23 protein-coding genes are annotated in these 18,123 nt (G+C 38.1%); 16 read left to right on the top strand and 7 right to left on the bottom strand.

Annotated features, from left to right (window positions below; genetic code table 11):
* Nucleotides 1–214 precede the first annotated feature (214 nt).
* The 4 genes from pdhA to lpdA are packed head-to-tail and all read left to right on the top strand — an operon-like array spanning nt 215 to nt 5,003.
* Nucleotides 215–1,303 (top strand): pyruvate dehydrogenase (acetyl-transferring) E1 component subunit alpha, encoded by a 1,089-nt coding sequence (gene pdhA, locus BAZO_RS04080; protein ID WP_003330022.1) that lies wholly within the window; start codon nt 215–217, stop codon nt 1,301–1,303.
* Nucleotides 1,304–1,306: 3 nt separating this feature from the next.
* Nucleotides 1,307–2,284 (top strand): alpha-ketoacid dehydrogenase subunit beta, encoded by a 978-nt coding sequence (locus BAZO_RS04075; protein ID WP_003330021.1) that lies wholly within the window; start codon nt 1,307–1,309, stop codon nt 2,282–2,284.
* 13 nt (nt 2,285–2,297) lie between these two features.
* Nucleotides 2,298–3,587, top strand: a complete 1,290-nt coding sequence (locus tag BAZO_RS04070; RefSeq protein ID WP_003330020.1) for a dihydrolipoamide acetyltransferase family protein — start codon at nt 2,298–2,300, stop codon at nt 3,585–3,587.
* 3 nt (nt 3,588–3,590) lie between these two features.
* On the top strand, nt 3,591–5,003 hold the full coding sequence (lpdA, locus tag BAZO_RS04065) for a dihydrolipoyl dehydrogenase (protein ID WP_003330018.1): 1,413 nt from the start codon (nt 3,591–3,593) through the stop codon (nt 5,001–5,003).
* A 178-nt stretch (nt 5,004–5,181) separates the two neighbouring features.
* Here lpdA and BAZO_RS04060 read toward each other — a convergent pair whose 3' ends face one another.
* Nucleotides 5,182–5,571, bottom strand: coding sequence for a thioredoxin domain-containing protein (locus tag BAZO_RS04060; RefSeq protein ID WP_003330017.1), 390 nt, complete (start codon nt 5,569–5,571; stop codon nt 5,182–5,184).
* A gap of 213 nt (nt 5,572–5,784) precedes the next feature.
* Between BAZO_RS04060 and BAZO_RS04055 the strand changes: the two genes are divergently transcribed.
* Both BAZO_RS04055 and BAZO_RS04050 read left to right on the top strand, forming a co-directional pair.
* Nucleotides 5,785–6,615 (top strand): polysaccharide deacetylase family protein, encoded by an 831-nt coding sequence (locus BAZO_RS04055; RefSeq protein ID WP_003330016.1) that lies wholly within the window; start codon nt 5,785–5,787, stop codon nt 6,613–6,615.
* A gap of 86 nt (nt 6,616–6,701) precedes the next feature.
* On the top strand, nt 6,702–7,781 hold the full coding sequence (locus BAZO_RS04050; RefSeq protein ID WP_003330015.1) for a M23 family metallopeptidase: 1,080 nt from the start codon (nt 6,702–6,704) through the stop codon (nt 7,779–7,781).
* Nucleotides 7,782–7,818: 37 nt separating this feature from the next.
* On the opposite strand, the gene BAZO_RS04045 is transcribed toward BAZO_RS04050, so the two are convergent.
* Nucleotides 7,819–8,253 (bottom strand): DUF1885 family protein, encoded by a 435-nt coding sequence (locus tag BAZO_RS04045; protein WP_003330014.1) that lies wholly within the window; start codon nt 8,251–8,253, stop codon nt 7,819–7,821.
* Nucleotides 8,254–8,489: 236 nt separating this feature from the next.
* On the opposite strand from BAZO_RS04045, the gene BAZO_RS04040 reads away from it, so the two are divergent.
* Nucleotides 8,490–8,609, top strand: coding sequence for a GapA-binding peptide SR1P (locus BAZO_RS04040; protein ID WP_003330013.1), 120 nt, complete (start codon nt 8,490–8,492; stop codon nt 8,607–8,609).
* Nucleotides 8,610–8,689: 80 nt separating this feature from the next.
* Here the strand turns inward: BAZO_RS04040 and BAZO_RS04035 are convergent, their stop codons facing one another.
* Nucleotides 8,690–10,162: an aminotransferase class I/II-fold pyridoxal phosphate-dependent enzyme gene (locus tag BAZO_RS04035; protein ID WP_003330012.1), complete on the bottom strand. Its 1,473-nt coding sequence runs from the start codon at nt 10,160–10,162 to the stop codon at nt 8,690–8,692.
* A 163-nt stretch (nt 10,163–10,325) separates the two neighbouring features.
* Between BAZO_RS04035 and BAZO_RS04030 the strand changes: the two genes are divergently transcribed.
* Genes BAZO_RS04030 through BAZO_RS04020 form a run of 3 tightly spaced genes read left to right on the top strand, consistent with a single transcriptional unit; the run spans nt 10,326 to nt 12,239 of the window.
* Nucleotides 10,326–11,282, top strand: coding sequence for an NAD(P)H-dependent flavin oxidoreductase (locus BAZO_RS04030; RefSeq protein WP_003330011.1), 957 nt, complete (start codon nt 10,326–10,328; stop codon nt 11,280–11,282).
* Between the two features lie 40 nt (nt 11,283–11,322).
* Nucleotides 11,323–11,595 (top strand): UPF0223 family protein, encoded by a 273-nt coding sequence (locus tag BAZO_RS04025; RefSeq protein ID WP_003330010.1) that lies wholly within the window; start codon nt 11,323–11,325, stop codon nt 11,593–11,595.
* A 23-nt stretch (nt 11,596–11,618) separates the two neighbouring features.
* On the top strand, nt 11,619–12,239 hold the full coding sequence (locus tag BAZO_RS04020) for a YktB family protein (protein ID WP_003330008.1): 621 nt from the start codon (nt 11,619–11,621) through the stop codon (nt 12,237–12,239).
* 30 nt (nt 12,240–12,269) lie between these two features.
* On the opposite strand, the gene BAZO_RS04015 is transcribed toward BAZO_RS04020, so the two are convergent.
* The gene (locus tag BAZO_RS04015; protein WP_003330007.1) at nt 12,270–12,488 is read right to left on the bottom strand and encodes a hypothetical protein; all 219 of its coding nucleotides are present in this window, start codon (nt 12,486–12,488) and stop codon (nt 12,270–12,272) included.
* A 174-nt stretch (nt 12,489–12,662) separates the two neighbouring features.
* Between BAZO_RS04015 and BAZO_RS04010 the strand changes: the two genes are divergently transcribed.
* Together BAZO_RS04010 and BAZO_RS04005 are read left to right on the top strand one after the other, a co-directional pair.
* Nucleotides 12,663–12,851 (top strand): hypothetical protein, encoded by a 189-nt coding sequence (locus tag BAZO_RS04010; protein ID WP_003330006.1) that lies wholly within the window; start codon nt 12,663–12,665, stop codon nt 12,849–12,851.
* Between the two features lie 123 nt (nt 12,852–12,974).
* Complete coding sequence (locus tag BAZO_RS04005; protein WP_003330005.1) at nt 12,975–13,775, top strand: inositol monophosphatase family protein; 801 nt, start codon at nt 12,975–12,977, stop codon at nt 13,773–13,775.
* An 11-nt stretch (nt 13,776–13,786) separates the two neighbouring features.
* On the opposite strand, the gene BAZO_RS04000 is transcribed toward BAZO_RS04005, so the two are convergent.
* Nucleotides 13,787–13,966 (bottom strand): DUF5325 family protein, encoded by a 180-nt coding sequence (locus BAZO_RS04000; RefSeq protein WP_003330004.1) that lies wholly within the window; start codon nt 13,964–13,966, stop codon nt 13,787–13,789.
* 135 nt (nt 13,967–14,101) lie between these two features.
* Between BAZO_RS04000 and typA the strand changes: the two genes are divergently transcribed.
* Genes typA through BAZO_RS03985 form a run of 3 tightly spaced genes read left to right on the top strand, consistent with a single transcriptional unit; the run spans nt 14,102 to nt 16,619 of the window.
* Nucleotides 14,102–15,940: a translational GTPase TypA gene (gene typA, locus BAZO_RS03995; RefSeq protein WP_003330003.1), complete on the top strand. Its 1,839-nt coding sequence runs from the start codon at nt 14,102–14,104 to the stop codon at nt 15,938–15,940.
* 40 nt (nt 15,941–15,980) lie between these two features.
* Nucleotides 15,981–16,316 carry a YlaH-like family protein gene (locus tag BAZO_RS03990; RefSeq protein ID WP_003330002.1) on the top strand — a complete coding sequence of 112 codons (336 nt, stop codon included), beginning with the start codon at nt 15,981–15,983 and terminating at the stop codon, nt 16,314–16,316.
* A gap of 12 nt (nt 16,317–16,328) precedes the next feature.
* On the top strand, nt 16,329–16,619 hold the full coding sequence (locus BAZO_RS03985) for a hypothetical protein (protein ID WP_003330001.1): 291 nt from the start codon (nt 16,329–16,331) through the stop codon (nt 16,617–16,619).
* Between the two features lie 43 nt (nt 16,620–16,662).
* On the opposite strand, the gene BAZO_RS03980 is transcribed toward BAZO_RS03985, so the two are convergent.
* Nucleotides 16,663–16,863, bottom strand: coding sequence for a YlaI family protein (locus tag BAZO_RS03980; RefSeq protein ID WP_003330000.1), 201 nt, complete (start codon nt 16,861–16,863; stop codon nt 16,663–16,665).
* Between the two features lie 127 nt (nt 16,864–16,990).
* On the opposite strand from BAZO_RS03980, the gene BAZO_RS03975 reads away from it, so the two are divergent.
* Complete coding sequence (locus BAZO_RS03975) at nt 16,991–17,446, top strand: pyridoxamine 5'-phosphate oxidase family protein (protein ID WP_003329999.1); 456 nt, start codon at nt 16,991–16,993, stop codon at nt 17,444–17,446.
* 31 nt (nt 17,447–17,477) lie between these two features.
* On the opposite strand, the gene BAZO_RS03970 is transcribed toward BAZO_RS03975, so the two are convergent.
* A complete protein-coding gene (locus tag BAZO_RS03970) occupies nt 17,478–18,065 on the bottom strand; it encodes a YhcN/YlaJ family sporulation lipoprotein (RefSeq protein WP_039956991.1) in 588 nt (195 codons plus the stop codon).
* Between the last annotated feature and the right edge of the window lie 58 nt (nt 18,066–18,123).

Genomic DNA, 18,123 nt, shown 5'->3' with positions numbered 1-18,123 from the left:
CAGTGAAATTAGAATTGTTTAATTATTTGCTGTAGTATTATTGCTTTTGGATATAGTAATACATAATTTTGTGGGAGGGAGACATAACGAATATATAGGCTTTTGTGGAATGCAAATGGAATAGTTGAATAGGAATTGTGGGTAATATAATTCTGTATGAATAGTAATAGTTACCGTTTCTTTTGAAAACGATTGATATGAAGAGGTGAAAGTCATGATAGATAAAACGATTGTAACCAAAATTGAGGAAATGTTTAAAACCTTTCAAGTTCTGAATGAAGAAGGTCAAATTGTGAATCAAGAGGCCATGCCCGCATTATCTGATGACCAGTTGAAGGAATTAATGAGACGGATGGTTTATACGCGGGTATTGGATCAACGATCAATTTCTTTAAACCGTCAAGGTAGACTTGGTTTTTATGCACCGACTGCTGGACAAGAAGCTTCACAATTAGGCAGCCAATTTGCATTGGAAAAAGAAGACTGGATTTTACCGGGTTATCGTGATGTACCACAGCTCATTTGGCATGGGCTTCCGCTTCATAAAGCATTTTTATTTTCAAGAGGCCATTATGTAGGTAACCAAATGCCAGAGGGTGTAAATGCCTTGCCGCCGCAAATCATTATTGCCGCCCAAATTATTCAAGCTACTGGTGTGGCGTTAGGTTTAAAGAAACGTGGGAAAAAAGCGGTGGCCATCACTTATACAGGAGATGGCGGTTCCTCTCAAGGTGATTTTTATGAAGGCTTAAATTTTGCCGGTGCTTATAATGCGCCTGCGATTTTCGTTGTTCAAAACAACCAATTTGCAATTTCAACACCGGTTGAAAAGCAAACGGCTGCGAAGACAATTGCCCAAAAAGCGATTGCTGTGGGCTTTCCTGGTATTCAGGTTGATGGTATGGATATTCTTGCTGTTTATGCTGCTGTTAAAGAGGCTCGTGACCGTGCTATTAATGGTGAGGGTCCAACACTAATAGAGACGATTACCTACCGTTACGGTCCTCATACGATGGCTGGAGATGACCCAACTCGTTATCGGACAGAGGAATTGACAAATGAGTGGGAGAAAAAAGATCCAATTGTTAGATTCCGAAAGTTTTTAGAAGGAAAAGGGCTTTGGTCCAAAGAAGAGGAAGAAAAGGTGATCGAACAGGCCAAAGAGGATATTAAAGCCGCAATTAAGAAAACAGATGAAACACCTAAACAAAAAGTTACGGATTTAATAGATATTATGTATGAAAACCTTCCTTACAATTTAAAGGAGCAAAGGGAAGAATATGTACGAAAGGAGTCGAAATAATCAATGGCTCAAATGACAATGATTCAAGCAATCACTAATGCGATGAGAACTGAATTGAAAAACGATCCTAACGTTCTTATCTTCGGTGAAGATGTTGGCGTAAATGGTGGAGTCTTCCGGGCGACAGAGGGCTTGCAGCAAGAATTTGGGGAGGATCGTGTCTTTGATACCCCACTCGCTGAATCCGCGATTGGAGGCCTTGCCATTGGTCTTGCGCTTGAGGGCTTTCGACCTGTGCCGGAAATTCAATTTTTTGGCTTTGTATATGAGGTGATGGATTCTTTAAGTGGACAGATGGCAAGGATGCGTTATCGTTCTGGTGGAACATTTAAAGCACCAATTACAGTTCGCTCCCCGTTCGGTGGGGGGGTTAAAACACCGGAACTCCATGCTGATAGTCTGGAAGGCTTATTAGCGCAACAGCCTGGTTTAAAAGTGGTGATCCCGTCCACCCCTTACGATGCAAAAGGATTATTAATATCGGCAATTCGTGATAATGATCCTGTTATTTTCTTGGAGCATATGAAGCTTTATCGCTCATTTCGTGAGGAGGTACCTGAAGAGGAATACACGATTCCACTTGGAAAAGCTGCTGTTAAAAGGGAAGGAAAAGATCTTACAATTGTTACGTACGGCGCTATGGTACATTCTTCCTTAAAGGCTGCTGATGAGTTGGCCAAAGAGGGCATTAGTATTGAAGTTATAGATTTAAGAACGATTAGTCCAATTGATATCGATACTATCATTGAATCCGTAAAGAAAACGAATCGGGCCATTGTTGTTCAAGAAGCACAAAAACAGGCAGGTGTAGCCGCAAATGTGGTTGCGGAGATCACTGAACGTGCAATTTTAGATTTAGAGGCACCAGTATTACGTGTAACGGCTCCTGATACTGTATTTCCATTTTCAATGGCAGAGGATGTCTGGCTGCCAAATTACACAGATATTATTGAAAAAGTAAAAGTCGTTCTCAATTTTTAAGGAGGGAAAATTTGTGGCGTTTTCATTCAAACTACCAGATATTGGTGAAGGGATCCATGAAGGCGAAATCGTCAAATGGTTTGTAAAGCCTGGAGATAAGGTAAAAGAAGATGATATTCTATGTGAAGTCCAAAATGACAAGGCTGTTGTTGAAATCCCGTCTCCAGTAGATGGCACCGTGTTGGAAGTTAAGGTGTCGGAAGGAACGGTAGCTGTTGTAGGGGACACGATTGTAACTATTGATGCCGAAGGACATGAAGGCGGAGAAGCGGGAGCTGAAACTGAAGCACCTGCTGCTGTTGAAGAAAAAGTAGTGACAGCTGAAGAGAACAAAGAAAGTCCGCAAACTGCACCGCAAGCTCCAGAGGCCACCGCTTCAAATAAACGAGTGATTGCGATGCCATCAGTGAGGAAATATGCACGTGAAAAAGGCGTAAATATTTCGGAAGTAACGGGATCTGGTGAAAATGGTCGGGTATTAAAAGAGGATATTGAACGCTTCATGTCCGGTGGTGCACCTGTAGGTGCTGCTGAAACTAGTGTGAAGGACGAAAAGGTTGGACAGGAAACCGTTACAACTTTGGCTGCTCCAAGTGGTTACTACCCTGAAACACGCGAAAAAATGAGTGGAATTAGGAAAGCAATTGCTAAGGCAATGGTTAATTCAAAACATACTGCACCACATGTTACATTAATGGACGAAGTCGATGTTACAGATCTAGTTGCGCACAGAAAGAAATTTAAAGCAGTGGCCGGGGAAAAAGGCATCAAACTGACCTATTTGCCTTATGTTGTAAAAGCGCTAGTATCTGCATTAAGAGAGTATCCTGACTTAAATTCATCAATTGATGACGAGGCACAGGAAATTGTTCGCAAACATTACTATAATATCGGCATTGCAGCTGATACAGACAAAGGTTTATTAGTACCTGTTGTAAAGGATGCAGATAGAAAATCAATTTTTACGATTTCAAATGAAATTAACGAACTTGCAACAAAAGCACGTGATGGAAAACTGGCACCGGATGAAATGAAGGGTGGATCATGCACAATTTCAAACATTGGATCTGCCGGTGGTCAGTGGTTTACTCCTGTAATTAATTATCCGGAAGTGGCGATTTTAGGAATTGGCCGGATTGCCGAGAAACCGGTCGTTCGTAATGGTGAAATAGTTGTTGCACCGGTACTCGCCCTTTCCTTAAGCTTTGACCACCGAATGATTGATGGAGCAACAGCACAAAATGCGTTAAACCATATTAAACGATTATTACATGATCCACAATTATTAATAATGGAGGCTTAAAAAATGGTTGTAGGAGATTTTCCGATTGAAACTGATACTATTGTCGTTGGAGCAGGCCCCGGTGGATATGTAGCTGCCATAAGAGCAGCACAACTCGGACAAAAGGTAACGATTGTTGAAAAAGGAAATCTAGGTGGAGTTTGTTTAAATGTAGGTTGTATACCTTCAAAAGCTCTTATCTCAGCAGGACATCGTTATGAAACCGCAAAACATTCTGGAGACATTGGTATTCATGCAGAAAATGTTACGGTTGATTTTACAAAGGTTCAGGAATGGAAAGCAAGTGTTGTGAATAAGCTTACCGGTGGTGTCGGGGCATTATTAAAAGGAAATAAAGTCGAAATAGCTAGTGGTGAGGCTTATTTCGTTGATAGCAACACCGTACGTGTGATGAGCGAAAAATCCGCACAAACCTATAAATTTAAAAATGCAATTATTGCAACTGGTTCAAGACCGATCGAGCTTCCTGCTTTTAAATTTACGAAACGTGTGCTCGACTCCACTGGTGCATTATCATTACCGGAAATACCAAAGAAATTGATCATCATCGGTGGCGGCGTGATTGGAATTGAACTTGGTACAGCCTACGCAAATTTCGGCAGTGAGATTACCATTATCGAAGGTATGGAAGATATTCTAAATGGTTTCGAAAAACAAATGATATCCGTTGTGAAAAAACGGCTTAAAAATAAAGGTACTGTAGAAATCTATACGAAGGCCTTAGCAAAAGGCGTGGAAGAATCAGAGACTGGTGTGAAGGTTACTTTCGAAGTGAATGGTGAAGCAAAAACGGTTGAGGGAGATTATCTGCTTGTAACAGTCGGACGTAAGCCAAACACTGTGGAGATTGGTTTAGAAGGTGTAGGAATTGAGATGACAGACCGCGGACTAATAAAAATCGATAAGCAATGTCGAACATCTGTCAACAATATTTACGCAATTGGCGATATCGTCGAAGGCCCTCAACTGGCGCATAAGGCATCTTATGAAGGGAAAATTGCAGCTGAAGCAATTGCAGGGCATCCATCAGAAATTGATTATCAGGCTATTCCTGCCGTTGTATTCTCAGATCCAGAGTGTGCGACAGTAGGGTATTTTGAAAAACAAGCAAAGGATGAAGGCATTGATGTGACCGCAGCTAAATTCCCGTTTGCTGCAAATGGGCGTGCGTTGGCATTAAATGAATCTGATGGGTTTATGAAACTTGTTACCCGTAAAGAGGATGGTTTAGTGATTGGAGCACAAATTGTTGGACCTAATGCATCAGATATGATTGCTGAGTTAGGACTGGCGATAGAGTCTGGAATGACCGCAGAAGATATTGCGTTAACGATTCATGCTCATCCAACATTGGGGGAAATTACAATGGAGGCCGCTGAAGTCGCCATTGGAAGCCCGATTCATATTGTAAAATAGAAAAGCGGAAGCATCCGTTAAGCGAAGTTTACGAGTCGCTGGATGCTGGAGCTGGACAATAGAATAAATAAAAAGAAGGAGCTGTCTCAGAAGTATCATGCACGAAATACCACTAGGTATTATGTGGTGAGTGATACTTTTGAAACAGCCCTTTTTTGGCACGCAGAAAAGTAATTTTCTATTTAGTTTTTTGTTTCTCCATGGCATCCATAAGATGATTCATAATTTCTCTCTTACTTTTCTTGCCTTCAATACGTGTCTTTTCTTCTCCGTCTTTTATTACGATTAAGGTAGGATAGACACTTACATCGAACTTTTTAATCTTCTCATTCTTGTTCGTTGATTGAACAAGAATTACATCGGCCATTTCATTTGGAAATTTCTTGCGAAGGTCGAGTAAGACATCATAATAGTTGTTTTCCAGCTTTATTTTTTCTTCATCAGAAAAAAACAGTAGATGATAACCCTCGCCATCCAAATTAATATTAGCTAGTGCATCACTATCGACCGTACTACAGGCCGCTAATAAAAACATGGAAAAAAAGATCGATCCAAGTTTTAATTTCATTTGTTGCTCACTTCTTTCTGAAAGAGAAATTATGTATCTATACCTATGTCATATTTTATCATTCATTTTAAAAAGTGGAAGTATTGTCATCTATTTGTTACACAAATGAAAAATTCAAAATACTAGATATAGTGCTGAAATATTTCCTCATACCCATGTGATGATATACTATAATGGTAATAACGTATTTTCATAATATGGGGGGACAACAAAATGAAACTTCGATTACTACTTTTTCTATTTTTAATAATTGTATTATCGGCTTGTTCAGAAACAGAAGAGAGACAGGGGAAGGAGCAGGAAAAAATCAAGGAAGCTGTGGCCACTGTTGCGAAGGAATCAACCCCAGTGGTAACAGAGGTTGAACAAACTGTCGAACAAACCGAAATAACGAATGCCCCGAAAGTTTTGCCGCAGTATAAAATCAATCCAAAAAATTTTAACATTGAACCAATTGGTGATGCACCGGATCATGTCATTTTGTTAACTATAGATGATGCACCTGATAAGCATGCCCTTGAAATGGCAAAAACATTGAAGAATTTAAATGTGAATGCAATCTTTTTTGTCAATGGTCACTTTTTGCAAACGCCTGAACAAGAGGCTGTATTGAAGGCAATTCATGAAATGGGCTTTCTGATCGGAAATCACACTATGACTCATCAAAACTTAAAAACATTATCCAATGAAGAACAATACAAAGAAATTGTTGAATTAAATGATTTAGTTGAAAAAATAATTGGTGAAAGACCGAAATTTTTTCGGGCACCACATGGTGTTAATACGGATTATAGCAGACAAGTAGTGGCTGATGAAAAAATGGTCCTAATGAATTGGTCCTATGGTTATGATTTTATGAAAAATTACATGAGTAAAGAAGCGTTAACTACTATCATGGTTAACACAGAGCTGCTTCATAAAGGAGCCAATTTATTAATGCATGATCGTGAATGGACGAATGAGGCCCTACAAGACATTGTGATAGGTTTAGAGAATAAAGGGTATCAAGCCGCCGATCCCAACTTAATAGAAACTATAGAATAACTGTTTCCTTCGGGAGGCAGTTTTTTGTTTAAATAAATAAAAATTGGGAATAATGATGGAATGCATAAAAAGGAGGGTGGTCATATTTGAAAAAACTGCTCCTCTGTCTAGCTTGTATGATGTTTTTTTTTGGTTGTGAATCAAGTTATTTTCGGAATCATTCAAATGAATTAAAGCAGGAAACACCAGAAGAAAAGGAAAAGACGGGAAACGAGACGTGGACAGAAATACCATTTAAAAATGATGGTGAGGTAGTTTTAATACCAGTAGAGTCATTGATTAAAACGACAAAGGCAAAAGCAAATTTTGATGAAATTAATAAAACACTTATGTTGCATTCAGGTGAATACCAGTTTTATTTAATTGATACTATACCTGTAGTTCAGAAAAATGGATTACTATTACCTATTGCAACTGAGGATTTTAAAATCATAGGTGACGAGGCATGGCTATCAGTGGCCTTTTTACAAGAAAAATTAGGGCTGATGGTTAAAACTCAAAATGACAAAACATTTATTAATACATCAAAAATAATTGAACCGAAAATAAATAATGAAGTTACCGAGCTCTCGTACCTTGGCAGCGTTGAAAATGTAATTGAGATCATGGATATTCTTGAAAGTCCAATCAAAGGCGCGCAGGTAGATACAATACGATCCCACTTACCTGGCGCTAAGCGGGCATATCGCAACGGAGTCCATGAAGGAATGGACTGGTATGGGTTTTCCACAGGTGTGCCGATGAACGAACAAACAAAGGTATTTGCGATGGCGGATGGAATCGTTGTACGGGCTGATCACGAGTATAAGAGATACAGTTCGAAGGAAGAGCGAAATCAAGAACTGGGAATTGCGGCGGAAGTTGGGTTTACGCCAGCCTATATTTTAGATCGATTAAGAGGACGACAGGTTTGGATTCAATATGAAAATGGTCTTCAAGCGCGATTTGCTCATTTAGATCGGATTCCTGAGGATTTGCAGGTTGGTGATGGGGTAAGTGCTGATACCCTAATCGGTTATGTTGGCAATACTGGGACAAGCGGTGATGTGAAAGGAGACCGAACGGAATTACATCTCCATTTAGATCTATTGTATAGGGGAGAATTGTTTTGGAAAGGATTAACGGAAAAAGAAATTGAAAAAGTACTAAAAACAGTGTTTTCATAATCAAAGAGGCTGTCGAAAAGACAGCCTCTTTCTCACTTTATTTTTTATCGTAAAAGTACATAATTCTGCCGTTGAATAGATGAACCTCTCCGTTTAATTTGCGGCCTAAAAATTTAATGAATTCAACTGCTTTATTTTTATCGCCGAAATTAGCGGATTCAGGAAGGGCCACTTGAATGAAATTTTGCTTTCTTGCTGAACCGTCTTCTTCTTTAATTTCTTCGGAACCTACCCCTAAAAGGATAAAATTATATCGATCAGAAGTTCCTTTCAAATAAAACCATTCATGATTAGAATCTTCACGCTCTTTTATTTCATATGGGAAAGCGGAATTTTCATAATTCCAACCAAGTTGCTCACCAGTTTTACTTGTAATTTCCTGATAATAATTTAAATAATCTCTAAGATCATCTATAGTTACTTCTTGCTTATTTGATGCAGGTACAAGTTTTATGTATGCTGTTCTCGACATATAAAATCCCCCTCTAAACCGTATACTATAACCCGTCTAATATCATAGCATTTTTTAAAGTCCATTTACAACTAGGAAAAGGATTCCGAAAATGAGATTTGTTGAATTATGTAAAATTATGTCGGAGTTATTTTTAAATGTGTTATACCTAAAATGGTCTTGACACTAATAGTATGACATATTATCATGGAAATATGATAACTTATTAAACCGTTTCGAAGGGGATGAAATCAATCATGGGTACGATCGTCTGTCAGCAATGTGAAAACACAATTGACCACTTCGAAGATGAAAAAGTGACAACTCTTTACGCTAAATGCTGTGATTCTTGTGAGCATGAAGAAGTAGAAAAATAATTTTCACATTATTAAATTGTTATGAATTGAAATAATAAAGAGTGTGGCACATTTAGCTACACTCTATTTTTATTTATATTTTATTTGATTGCTCGGTATTCTTTAATTACACGAATTGTTTTTAATTCAGGGTCTTCAGGTCCCTGAACAGGTAAACCAACCTCAAGGTTCTCCTTAATATAATCAACGTTTTCCTGCGAAATAATCTCCCCTGGTATTAAAATCGGAATTCCCGGTGGATAAACCATAACAAACTCAGCGATAATTCTTCCGACTGATTCTTCAATCGAAACAACTTCAACCTCGGAATAAAAGGCATCACGAGGCGATAATGCCAATAATGGGATATTTGGAACATGAACTTCCAATGCTTTTGTGGATGATGTTATTTCAGTCCGGCTGTATGAAAGTTCACGAAGTGCTTCGACTAAAATATTGATCTCTTCTTCTGTATCTCCTGGTGTAACAATACATAAGATGTTATATAGGTCAGATAACTCAACCTCGATCGTGTAATGTTCACGGAGCCAAACTTCTACCTCATATCCTGTCAGACCAAGATCCTTCACCGATATAATTAACTTCGTAGGGTCATAATCATAGGTTGCTTTTGTACCAAGTATTTCTTCACCAACACAATACAAGTTCGGGATTTCGTTAATTCTTTTCCGGGCCAATCCAGCAAGACCTATTACTTTCTCAGCCAGTTCTTTTCCTTTAGTAGCCAATTGGCGGCGGGCACAGTCTAAAGATGCTAATAATAAATAAGAAGTAGATGTGGTTGTCAGCATACTAATAATGGCTTGTACATGCTTTCTTGATACTAATCCTTCTTTTATATTTAAGATTGAACTTTGTGTCATCGATCCGCCTAACTTATGAACACTTGTGGCAGCCATATCTGCACCAGCCTGCATGGCAGACATTGGAAGGTCATCATGGAAATGGATGTGGACACCATGTGCCTCATCCACTAATACCGGAATGTCGTAGGAATGGGCGATATCAACTATTTCTTTTAAATTAGCTGCGATACCAAAGTATGTTGGATTTATTACAAGTAAGCCTTTTGCATCGGGATGTGCCTCTAACGCTTTACGGACCGCATCTGTTGTTATTCCATGGGATATGCCGAGATTTTTATCGATCGCTGGATGGATAAAAATCGGTGTTGCACCAGAGAAAATAATCGCAGACATAATAGATTTATGGACATTTCTGGGCACGATTATTTTATCTCCGGGTTTGCATACGGACATAACCATCGTCATAATGGCGCCGCTTGTTCCTTGTACAGAGAAAAATGTATAATCAGCCCCAAATGCTTCTGCCGCTAATTCTTGTGCTTGCATGATAATCCCGTGAGGATGATGTAAGTCATCCAAAGGACCAATATTAATCAAATCAATGGATAAAGCATTTTTACCAATGAAATCTCTAAACTCAGGATCAATTCCTACTCCCTTTTTATGTCCAGGGATGTGAAATTGAATCGGATTTTTCTTTGCATGTTCTAATAGCCCTGTAAAAAGGGGAGTTTCATTTTGATTCAATTTAGACACCTCAATACGATTAACTTTAAACAAACATTTAAATTTTAACAGAAGCATAAAAATTTTCAAGAAAATTTCGCTTCTTTCTTTTATCTTTTCCCCAAAAACGTTTAAAATGAATAGATAACAAAGAATTTTAACGAACAAATGGGGAGGGTTTTTGATGGAATGGGAAACAAGAATTACAAACTTGTTAGGTATTCAATACCCAATCATTCAAGGAGGGTTAGCGTACTTAGCTTATTCTGATTTAGCCGCAGCTGTTTCAAATGCCGGGGGTCTTGGACAAATTACAGCTATGTCTTTACAAACTCCGGAGGAACTCAGGGAAGAAATACATAAAGTAAGGCAGAAAACAGATAAACCCTTTGGAGTGAATTATGCGATCGGCCAGCACGGCAGAAAATACGAGCATATGCTTCAAGTAGCCATAGATGAGAAAGTTCCCGCTATTACGATGACAGGTGGGAACCCAGCTCCTATTTTTGACATGCTAAAAGGGGTGGATATAAAAAAATTGGTGTTAGTCGCGGCAAGACGCCAGGCTGAAAAGGCTGAAGAACTAGGGGCGGATGCAGTGATGGTAGTTGGTCAGGAAGGCGGAGGCCATCTTGGTAGAAGTGATACCGGTACATTTGTTTTAATTCCGCAAGTAGTTGATGCTGTGTCAATTCCAGTTATTGCCTCAGGTGGGATTGGTGATGGTCGTGGGATGCTGGCAGCACTTGCTTTAGGTGCTGAAGGAATTGAAATGGGCACTAGATTTATTGCAACTAAGGAATGTGTCCATGCCCATGAACATTATAAAAATCGCCTTGTAGAAGGAACGGAGAATGATACAGTTGTAATTAAACGTTCTATCGGTGCTCCTGCTAGAGCAATCGCCAATGATTTTACAAATAAAATTCTTGAACTTGAAAAAGAGTTTGGTGATTATGAACATTTAAGAGAATTTATTAGTGGTGAAGCGAATAAACGTTATATTTATGATGGAAATGATCAAGAAGGCTTTGGTTGGGCCGGCCAAGTTATGGGCTTAATAAAGGATGTTCCGACAGTAGCTGAACTATTTGAAAGAATGATAGGTGAAGCTGAATCAATTAGAAGAAACTGGGTATAATTGGAGCTAGACAGCTAGACAAGTAAAGTGGGTGTATAAATTGGAAAATTACAGTTATCCATTATCGCTTGATTGGAATAAGCAGGAAATCATTGACGTGATTTATTTTTTTCAATGTGTAGAAGAAGCCTATGACAAAGGAGTTAGCCGTGAAAAGCTGTTAGCTTCCTATCGCCGTTTTAAGGAAATAGTCCCGAGTATTGGGGAAGAAAAACAACTATGCGGACAATTTGAGAAAGCATCGGGTTTTTCCTGCTACCGTACAATAAAACAAGCAAAAGATACTGACCAAGGTCAAAAAATAAAAATGTAGAAACAGATGATGGAGTGAACAAATTGAATTTTACAGGATTTTCACAAAAAGACTTTGAGATCTTTTCTGTTGAAGGATTAGAAGAACGAATGGAATTAATTCGTGGGAATATACAACCGAAATTTCAGAAAATTGGTCAAGTCCTTGCAGACGATCTTTCAATGAAACTAAGCAATGAAATGTACCTGCATATTGCAAAGCATGCAAGACGTACTGTAAATCCACCAAAGGATACTTGGTTGGCGATTGCTAATAATAAACGCGGCTATAAAAAACACCCGCATTTTCAAGTAGGACTGTTTGATGATCATGCCTTTATTTGGCTTGCGTTGATTTATGAATTACCCAACAAAAAAGAAATTGGCCAAGCTTTAATGAACAATATTAGCTTAATTAAGACTGTTCCAAATGACTATGTTATATCTTTAGACCATATGCAAAAAGGCTCGTTTTCCGTAACGGAAACTGATGAATTGGAAAAAGGGTTAGCTCGTTTCCGCGATACCAAAAAAGGTGAGTTTCTAATCGGGAAGCATTTTGACATGAATGACCCTGTTTTGAAAAATGGTGAACAATTTACACAGATTGTTAAGGATACCTTTGAAACATTAATTCCTATCTATAAGGTAACTTTAGTTGGGTGAAGACCGTTGCATCGGCTCTTCATCCTTTCTTTATCTAGCTACAATTACGCTTCCTTCACACCATCTGTCCCCTAATGTGTAATCAACTAAATAAAGACCACTTATATCATACGCTAATTTTTCATTACGGTTTTGAAGAACAGTACCGTTAGGAAGCTTTGAGCCATATTCAATACCAACAATGGGAGTTGTGTCAGTCACATATATTGTGGTTCTAGTTGCGTTTCTAAGCGGAAAAATCAACTTCATTAGTTTGCTCCTTTATATTGAATGATACTAAAACTATTTCCAAATTTGCCTGTTTTCAATCAATTTTGTTGCAAATCAATATCGTAGTTCATAGTATATACAAAGAATAAGGGACTCAGAAAATTCAGGCTATTATAAATTGAGATCATTAAAATGTAAAGGGGTGTTTGCACGGTGAAACAAGTTGTAAGAGTAATAAAAAGAAATGAAGCGGAAAAAAGATTACCTGTGCTAAGACTCGAGATTGATTATGAACTAGCAACACTTTATGATGCTATGGTCGCAAATGATGAAGCACAAATCAAAAAATCAAAATTAATCTTAGAGCAATTCAGACAAGAAATACTTCGCTTAAAGGCATAATAGAACTAGGGCGAACCTAAAAGTGGTTCGTCTCTTTATGTGCGGATTTGTGATAGATTATACTTATGGAAAACTTTGCATTATAATTATAGAAAAAAGGTTTTTATAAGGGGGGCTATTGATTTGGAAAAACATGACTGGGACAATGTCTTCAATTTTGCAAAAGTATTAGTTTTAGATGCTGGAGATCAAATTCGTTTGTCCTTTAAGCAAAAATTAATAATAGACTTTAAAGAAAATGCTTCCGATCTAGTAACGAATATGGATAAACAGATTGAAAAATTTTTTATCCAAAAAATTAATGAAAAATATCCATCACATCACATCCTTGGTGAGGAAGGATATGGGGAAGAATTGACTTCTCTTGATGGGATCGTATGGATCATTGATCCGATTGATGGGACCATGAACTTTGTACATATGCAGCGACATTTCGCAATTTCAGTGGGAATATATCATAATGGAGAAGGGGTTATTGGCTTTATTTACGATGTTGTTGCTGATGATCTTTATTATGCTGTAAAAGGTGGTGGTGCATTTGTAAACGGAGAAGCACTGCCACCGCTAAAGTCGACTGAAATTGGAAAAGCAGTTATTGGTATTAATGCGGCATGGGGAATTGAGAATAAACGGATAGATTCTTCTATTACCTCTGCGCTTATTAGGGATGTAAGAGGGACAAGATCATTTGGTTCAGCCACGCTTGAGATGGCTTATATTGCTTCAGGAAAAATAGATGGATACCTCTCCATGCGGCTCGCACCTTGGGACTATGCAGCAGGAAAGATATTAATTGAAGAACTTGGCGGAAAAATTTCTTCGGTAAGTGGAGAGCCATTACAGCTGTTAACGAAACAAACACCGGTGTTTGCAGCGAAACCTGGTTTACATGAATACATTTTGGAAAATTATTTTAAAAAATGAGAAAAGGGCTGTTAGAGCGCTTTTCTCATTTTTTTCTTTAGCGAAAAACCTAACCCCGTTATTAATACTGTGGCTGTAATCGAAAGGATGATGCCAAGTAAACTGCGATCAGCAATAGCAACACCTATGAGCATTAGGGCAATAACGGTAGCGATGGCTAGTCCTAAAAATAAAAAGTTAATATTTTTCATTTTTTGTCAACTCCTAAAAGAAACTTTTTTACATTTTATGATAATTGGTGTTATAATCTTTAAGTTGTGATAAAAATAACGAATACAACCTAAACTATAACACAAATAGTGAAGAATATATAGGAGATGACAAGTTTGAATTTAAGACAGGATATAAGAAACATTGCGATCATTGCACACGTAGACCACGGAAAAACAACACTAGTAGACAAGCTATTACAGCAATCTGGAACATTTCGTTCAAACGAACATGTTGACGAAAGAGCGATGGATTCTGGTGATATTGAAAGAGAACGTGGGATTACCATTTTAGCGAAAAATACTGCCATTAATTACAAAGGCACCCGTATTAATATTATGGATACTCCGGGACACGCCGACTTTGGCGGTGAAGTTGAACGGATCATGAAAATGGTGGATGGCGTATTACTTGTAGTTGATGCTTATGAGGGATGCATGCCACAAACACGATTTGTTTTGAAAAAAGCGCTAGAACAAAAATTAACTCCAATTGTCGTTGTTAATAAAATTGACCGTGACTTTGCAAGGCCTGAAGAGGTTGTAGATGAAGTTTTGGACTTATTTATTGAGTTGGGTGCAGATGAGGAGCAATTAGAATTCCCCGTCATTTATGCTTCAGGAATCAATGGTACAGCAAGTTTGAATCATCATACACAGGACGAGGATATGACAGTCCTATTTGAAGCTGTAATAGAGCATATCCCGGCTCCGATTGATAACCGTGAAGAACCGCTTCAATTCCAGGTAGCACTGTTAGATTACAATGATTATGTCGGACGTATCGGAATTGGACGTGTTTTCCGAGGAACGATGAAGGTTGGCCAACAAGTAGCACTAATGAAACTTGACGGTTCGGTGAAGCAGTTCCGCGTTACGAAGATATTTGGTTTTATTGGTTTGAAGCGTGTTGAAATTCAAGAAGCCTATCCTGGGGATCTTGTGGCGGTTTCTGGAATGGAAGAAATCAATGTTGGCGAGACAGTGTGCCCAGTAGAACACCAAGAGGCTTTACCTGTGTTAAGAATTGATGAACCGACTTTGCAAATGACATTCTTAGTAAACAACAGTCCATTCGCCGGACGGGAAGGGAAATGGATTACAAGCAGAAAGCTTGAGGAACGCCTTCGTCAGCAATTGCAGACTGATGTAAGCTTACGTGTTGACAACACAGAGTCACCTGATGCTTGGATAGTCTCAGGACGTGGTGAACTCCATTTATCGATATTAATTGAAAATATGCGCCGTGAGGGCTACGAATTGCAAGTGTCAAAACCTGAGGTTATTATTCGTGAAATCGATGGTGTTAAATGTGAACCGGTAGAACGTGTCCAAATTGATGTTCCAGAAGAGCACACCGGTGCTATAATTGAGTCATTAGGTTCTAGAAAAGGCGAAATGTTAGACATGGTTAATAATGGGAATGGTCAAGTGCGAATGGAATTTTTAATTCCATCACGCGGTTTAATCGGTTATACAACTGATTTTATGACATTAACCCGTGGTTTTGGAATTATCAACCATTCGTTTGATAGCTATAAACCTGTTATTCACGGACAAGTTGGTGGCCGTCGCCAAGGTGTACTCGTTTCCATTGAAGCAGGAAAAGCAACTGCGTACAGTATTCAGGCATTAGAAGATCGCGGCGTTATTTTCATAGAGCCGGGAACAGAAGTATACGAAGGCATGATTGTAGGGGAACATACCCGCGAAAATGATTTGTCAGTAAATATTGTTAAGGTCAAGCATGCTACCAATGTTCGTTCAGCAACTAAAGATACAACTGTAACTATTAAAAAAGCTAGAACAATGTCATTGGAACAATCCTTGGAGTATTTAAATGATGATGAATATTGTGAGGTAACACCACAATCGATCAGGCTTCGTAAGAAACTTTTAAATACAAACGAACGTGAAAAAGCAGCTAAGAAAAATAAATATGCTGTAGTTGAATAAATAGAAAAATCAGTATTACCAGGTGAGAGGAGTGGCTAAAATGGAGGAAGTAACGAAGATTGACCCTTCGATGCTATCAGCCTTTGCCGAACTTGTAGGAGTACACAATAATATCGAGAGAGGAATGCTTCTTCTTTATATCATCATTGTAATATTAACGATTATTGTATTTAATCTTGGTTTTGCCCGAAAGCTTTCAATCGTTAAAACAATCATTGTCTATATTTTATTATTTATCGGCTGTTCACCTCTCACTTTATTAGGTGTACGCTTGCCCGTTGCGGAAGGTTTAGTTATCACTGCTGTAGTACTTGGCATCTATAGATTCCGAATGTATCAGCAACGGAAAGAACGACAAAATGAAAAAACAGAATAAGGGGTATTCGCTGTGAAAAGTTTACAAGATGCTTTTTACAATTGGTTGAGCATTAAAGTAGTGAGTGATGCTAGACCAAATGATAAAGCAGCCAAAGAGACTCTTGAACATTTTGAATTAGTATTAAAAGAGGACCACAAAATCGAAGAAGTAGTACGCCTTGAGTATAATGAAGATCTATATTTTGTTTATTACCTATTAAATGGTGAAGAAAAGTCAATGCGGTTTCCAAAGGATTTAATCGATTTCATGTTAAATGCAATCGAAAGGGAACCAGATAAGTATCCAATTATTGAAGAATAAAAAAAAGCTAGCGCACTTAATTGTGTCAGCTAGCTTTTTTATTTCAAAACTTTTCTCCGTAGTCACTGTGTTTGTATAGTCTAAATTTCCCCGTTTCCTTTCTTTCTTCGGTTTTTGTCCCAATTCTTGAGCTGCACTCTTCACACATATATGTATGGATCGGTCGGTTTCTTAATCTTTTTGCAATTTGAGATTCATCATCTATTACATTTATTTTATCGCAAAGGACACATTTAACCCTCATTTCATTCACCTCGAATTTCATTATAAGTTAAATTGCAAATAAATTTAAGTATAGGTTTTAATTAGTTCTAAAAAAGGTATAGTAAATTAAGAAAGTATTAAGAAAGTATTATGAGGAGGTTTTTTAAATGGCTAATCAAGTTGAACAGCAGTTGACAGAGGAGCTTATGCCTTTTTTACAGAAGGAAAGATATGCAACCATTGCTACTGTTGATTTCGAAACAAATGGTCCAAACGTAAATGCGATTTCATGGGTATACGCTCCCGATCATAACACACTATACTTTGCTGTAGATAATCGCTCAAGAATCGTTCAAAATATTAAACATAACCCTAACGTCGTGTTAACCACGATCGCAAATGGAACTACATATTCAATAAGTGGAAAAGCACATATTAAAGCCGAAAAACTTGAAGATACTCCACTTAAACTTGGACTAATTGCTATTGATGTTGAAGCAGTACGTGATGTTATGTTTTATGGTTCAAAAATTTCTGCGGATATTTCCTATGAGAAAACCTATGATCAAAATGCTGCGGAAAAGTTGGATCGACAAGTAATGGATGCAATGAAAAAAGCTTAGTCAGGGGCGTTCCCCGCTAAGCTTTTTTCATTTATTTAGCTTTCGATTGTTCTTTCTGGATCTGATCCAGTTGCTTTTTTTCCCCTTTTTTCAATTGCTTGTTGTTTCCTTCATTAGGTCCTTCATCTGTATTAATATCATAAGGAATTTGGGGCATGAGACGACCGACGATAGCTGCCAGTTCATTCATTACACCTGAGACAGGTTTGCCGTTTTGTATATCCTTCCGCATTTCTCGAAGTCGTTCTACCGTGTCTGCATCAGCCACTACAACAGCCTTGGCTCCATAAGGGTCATCCTTTAACGTTTCAGCAACTGAATATTTAACTGATCCAACACGCGATCTTTCCAAGTCCTTGTCGACATCGATTCCAACTACAGCGTAATTTCCGGCAACAACTGCCGTAGCATCCTTAACATCGGGATTTCTTGTTGCTAAATCAACGAGATGTTCTGCAATTTGTTCCCCTGTAAGTTGCCCTTTTACATTATTGTTTGGTTGATTAACTGTTATGAAATTATTTTGTCCATTGTTAAGGGCTGTTTTTTCATCATTGTTTCCAGCGCAGCCTGCTGCAACAAATAAAAATGAAATGGTTGTTAACAATAATTTTCGCACCACTTCTCCAACCTTTCCATATAATTTTAAAAAATAATGTTTATTGATTTATTGTTCA

The organism is Schinkia azotoformans LMG 9581, from assembly GCF_000307855.1.
GTDB classification, from domain to species: Bacteria; Bacillota; Bacilli; order Bacillales; family Bacillaceae_J; genus Schinkia; species Schinkia azotoformans.
This window is presented reverse-complemented; position numbering and strand designations above follow the sequence as displayed.

Coding starts and splice junctions, on each gene's coding strand:
- BAZO_RS04040 (WP_003330013.1), top strand. CDS start 8,490: ATGGGTACGATCGTCTGTCAGCAATGTGAAAACACAATTGACCACTTC.
- BAZO_RS04055 (WP_003330016.1), top strand. CDS start 5,785: ATGAAACTTCGATTACTACTTTTTCTATTTTTAATAATTGTATTATCG.
- BAZO_RS03975 (WP_003329999.1), top strand. CDS start 16,991: ATGGCTAATCAAGTTGAACAGCAGTTGACAGAGGAGCTTATGCCTTTT.
- BAZO_RS04030 (WP_003330011.1), top strand. CDS start 10,326: ATGGAATGGGAAACAAGAATTACAAACTTGTTAGGTATTCAATACCCA.
- BAZO_RS04045 (WP_003330014.1), bottom strand. CDS start 8,253: ATGTCGAGAACAGCATACATAAAACTTGTACCTGCATCAAATAAGCAA.
- lpdA (WP_003330018.1), top strand. CDS start 3,591: ATGGTTGTAGGAGATTTTCCGATTGAAACTGATACTATTGTCGTTGGA.
- pdhA (WP_003330022.1), top strand. CDS start 215: ATGATAGATAAAACGATTGTAACCAAAATTGAGGAAATGTTTAAAACC.
- BAZO_RS04075 (WP_003330021.1), top strand. CDS start 1,307: ATGGCTCAAATGACAATGATTCAAGCAATCACTAATGCGATGAGAACT.
- BAZO_RS03990 (WP_003330002.1), top strand. CDS start 15,981: ATGGAGGAAGTAACGAAGATTGACCCTTCGATGCTATCAGCCTTTGCC.
- BAZO_RS03980 (WP_003330000.1), bottom strand. CDS start 16,863: ATGAGGGTTAAATGTGTCCTTTGCGATAAAATAAATGTAATAGATGAT.
- BAZO_RS04000 (WP_003330004.1), bottom strand. CDS start 13,966: ATGAAAAATATTAACTTTTTATTTTTAGGACTAGCCATCGCTACCGTT.
- BAZO_RS04060 (WP_003330017.1), bottom strand. CDS start 5,571: ATGAAATTAAAACTTGGATCGATCTTTTTTTCCATGTTTTTATTAGCG.
- BAZO_RS04015 (WP_003330007.1), bottom strand. CDS start 12,488: ATGAAGTTGATTTTTCCGCTTAGAAACGCAACTAGAACCACAATATAT.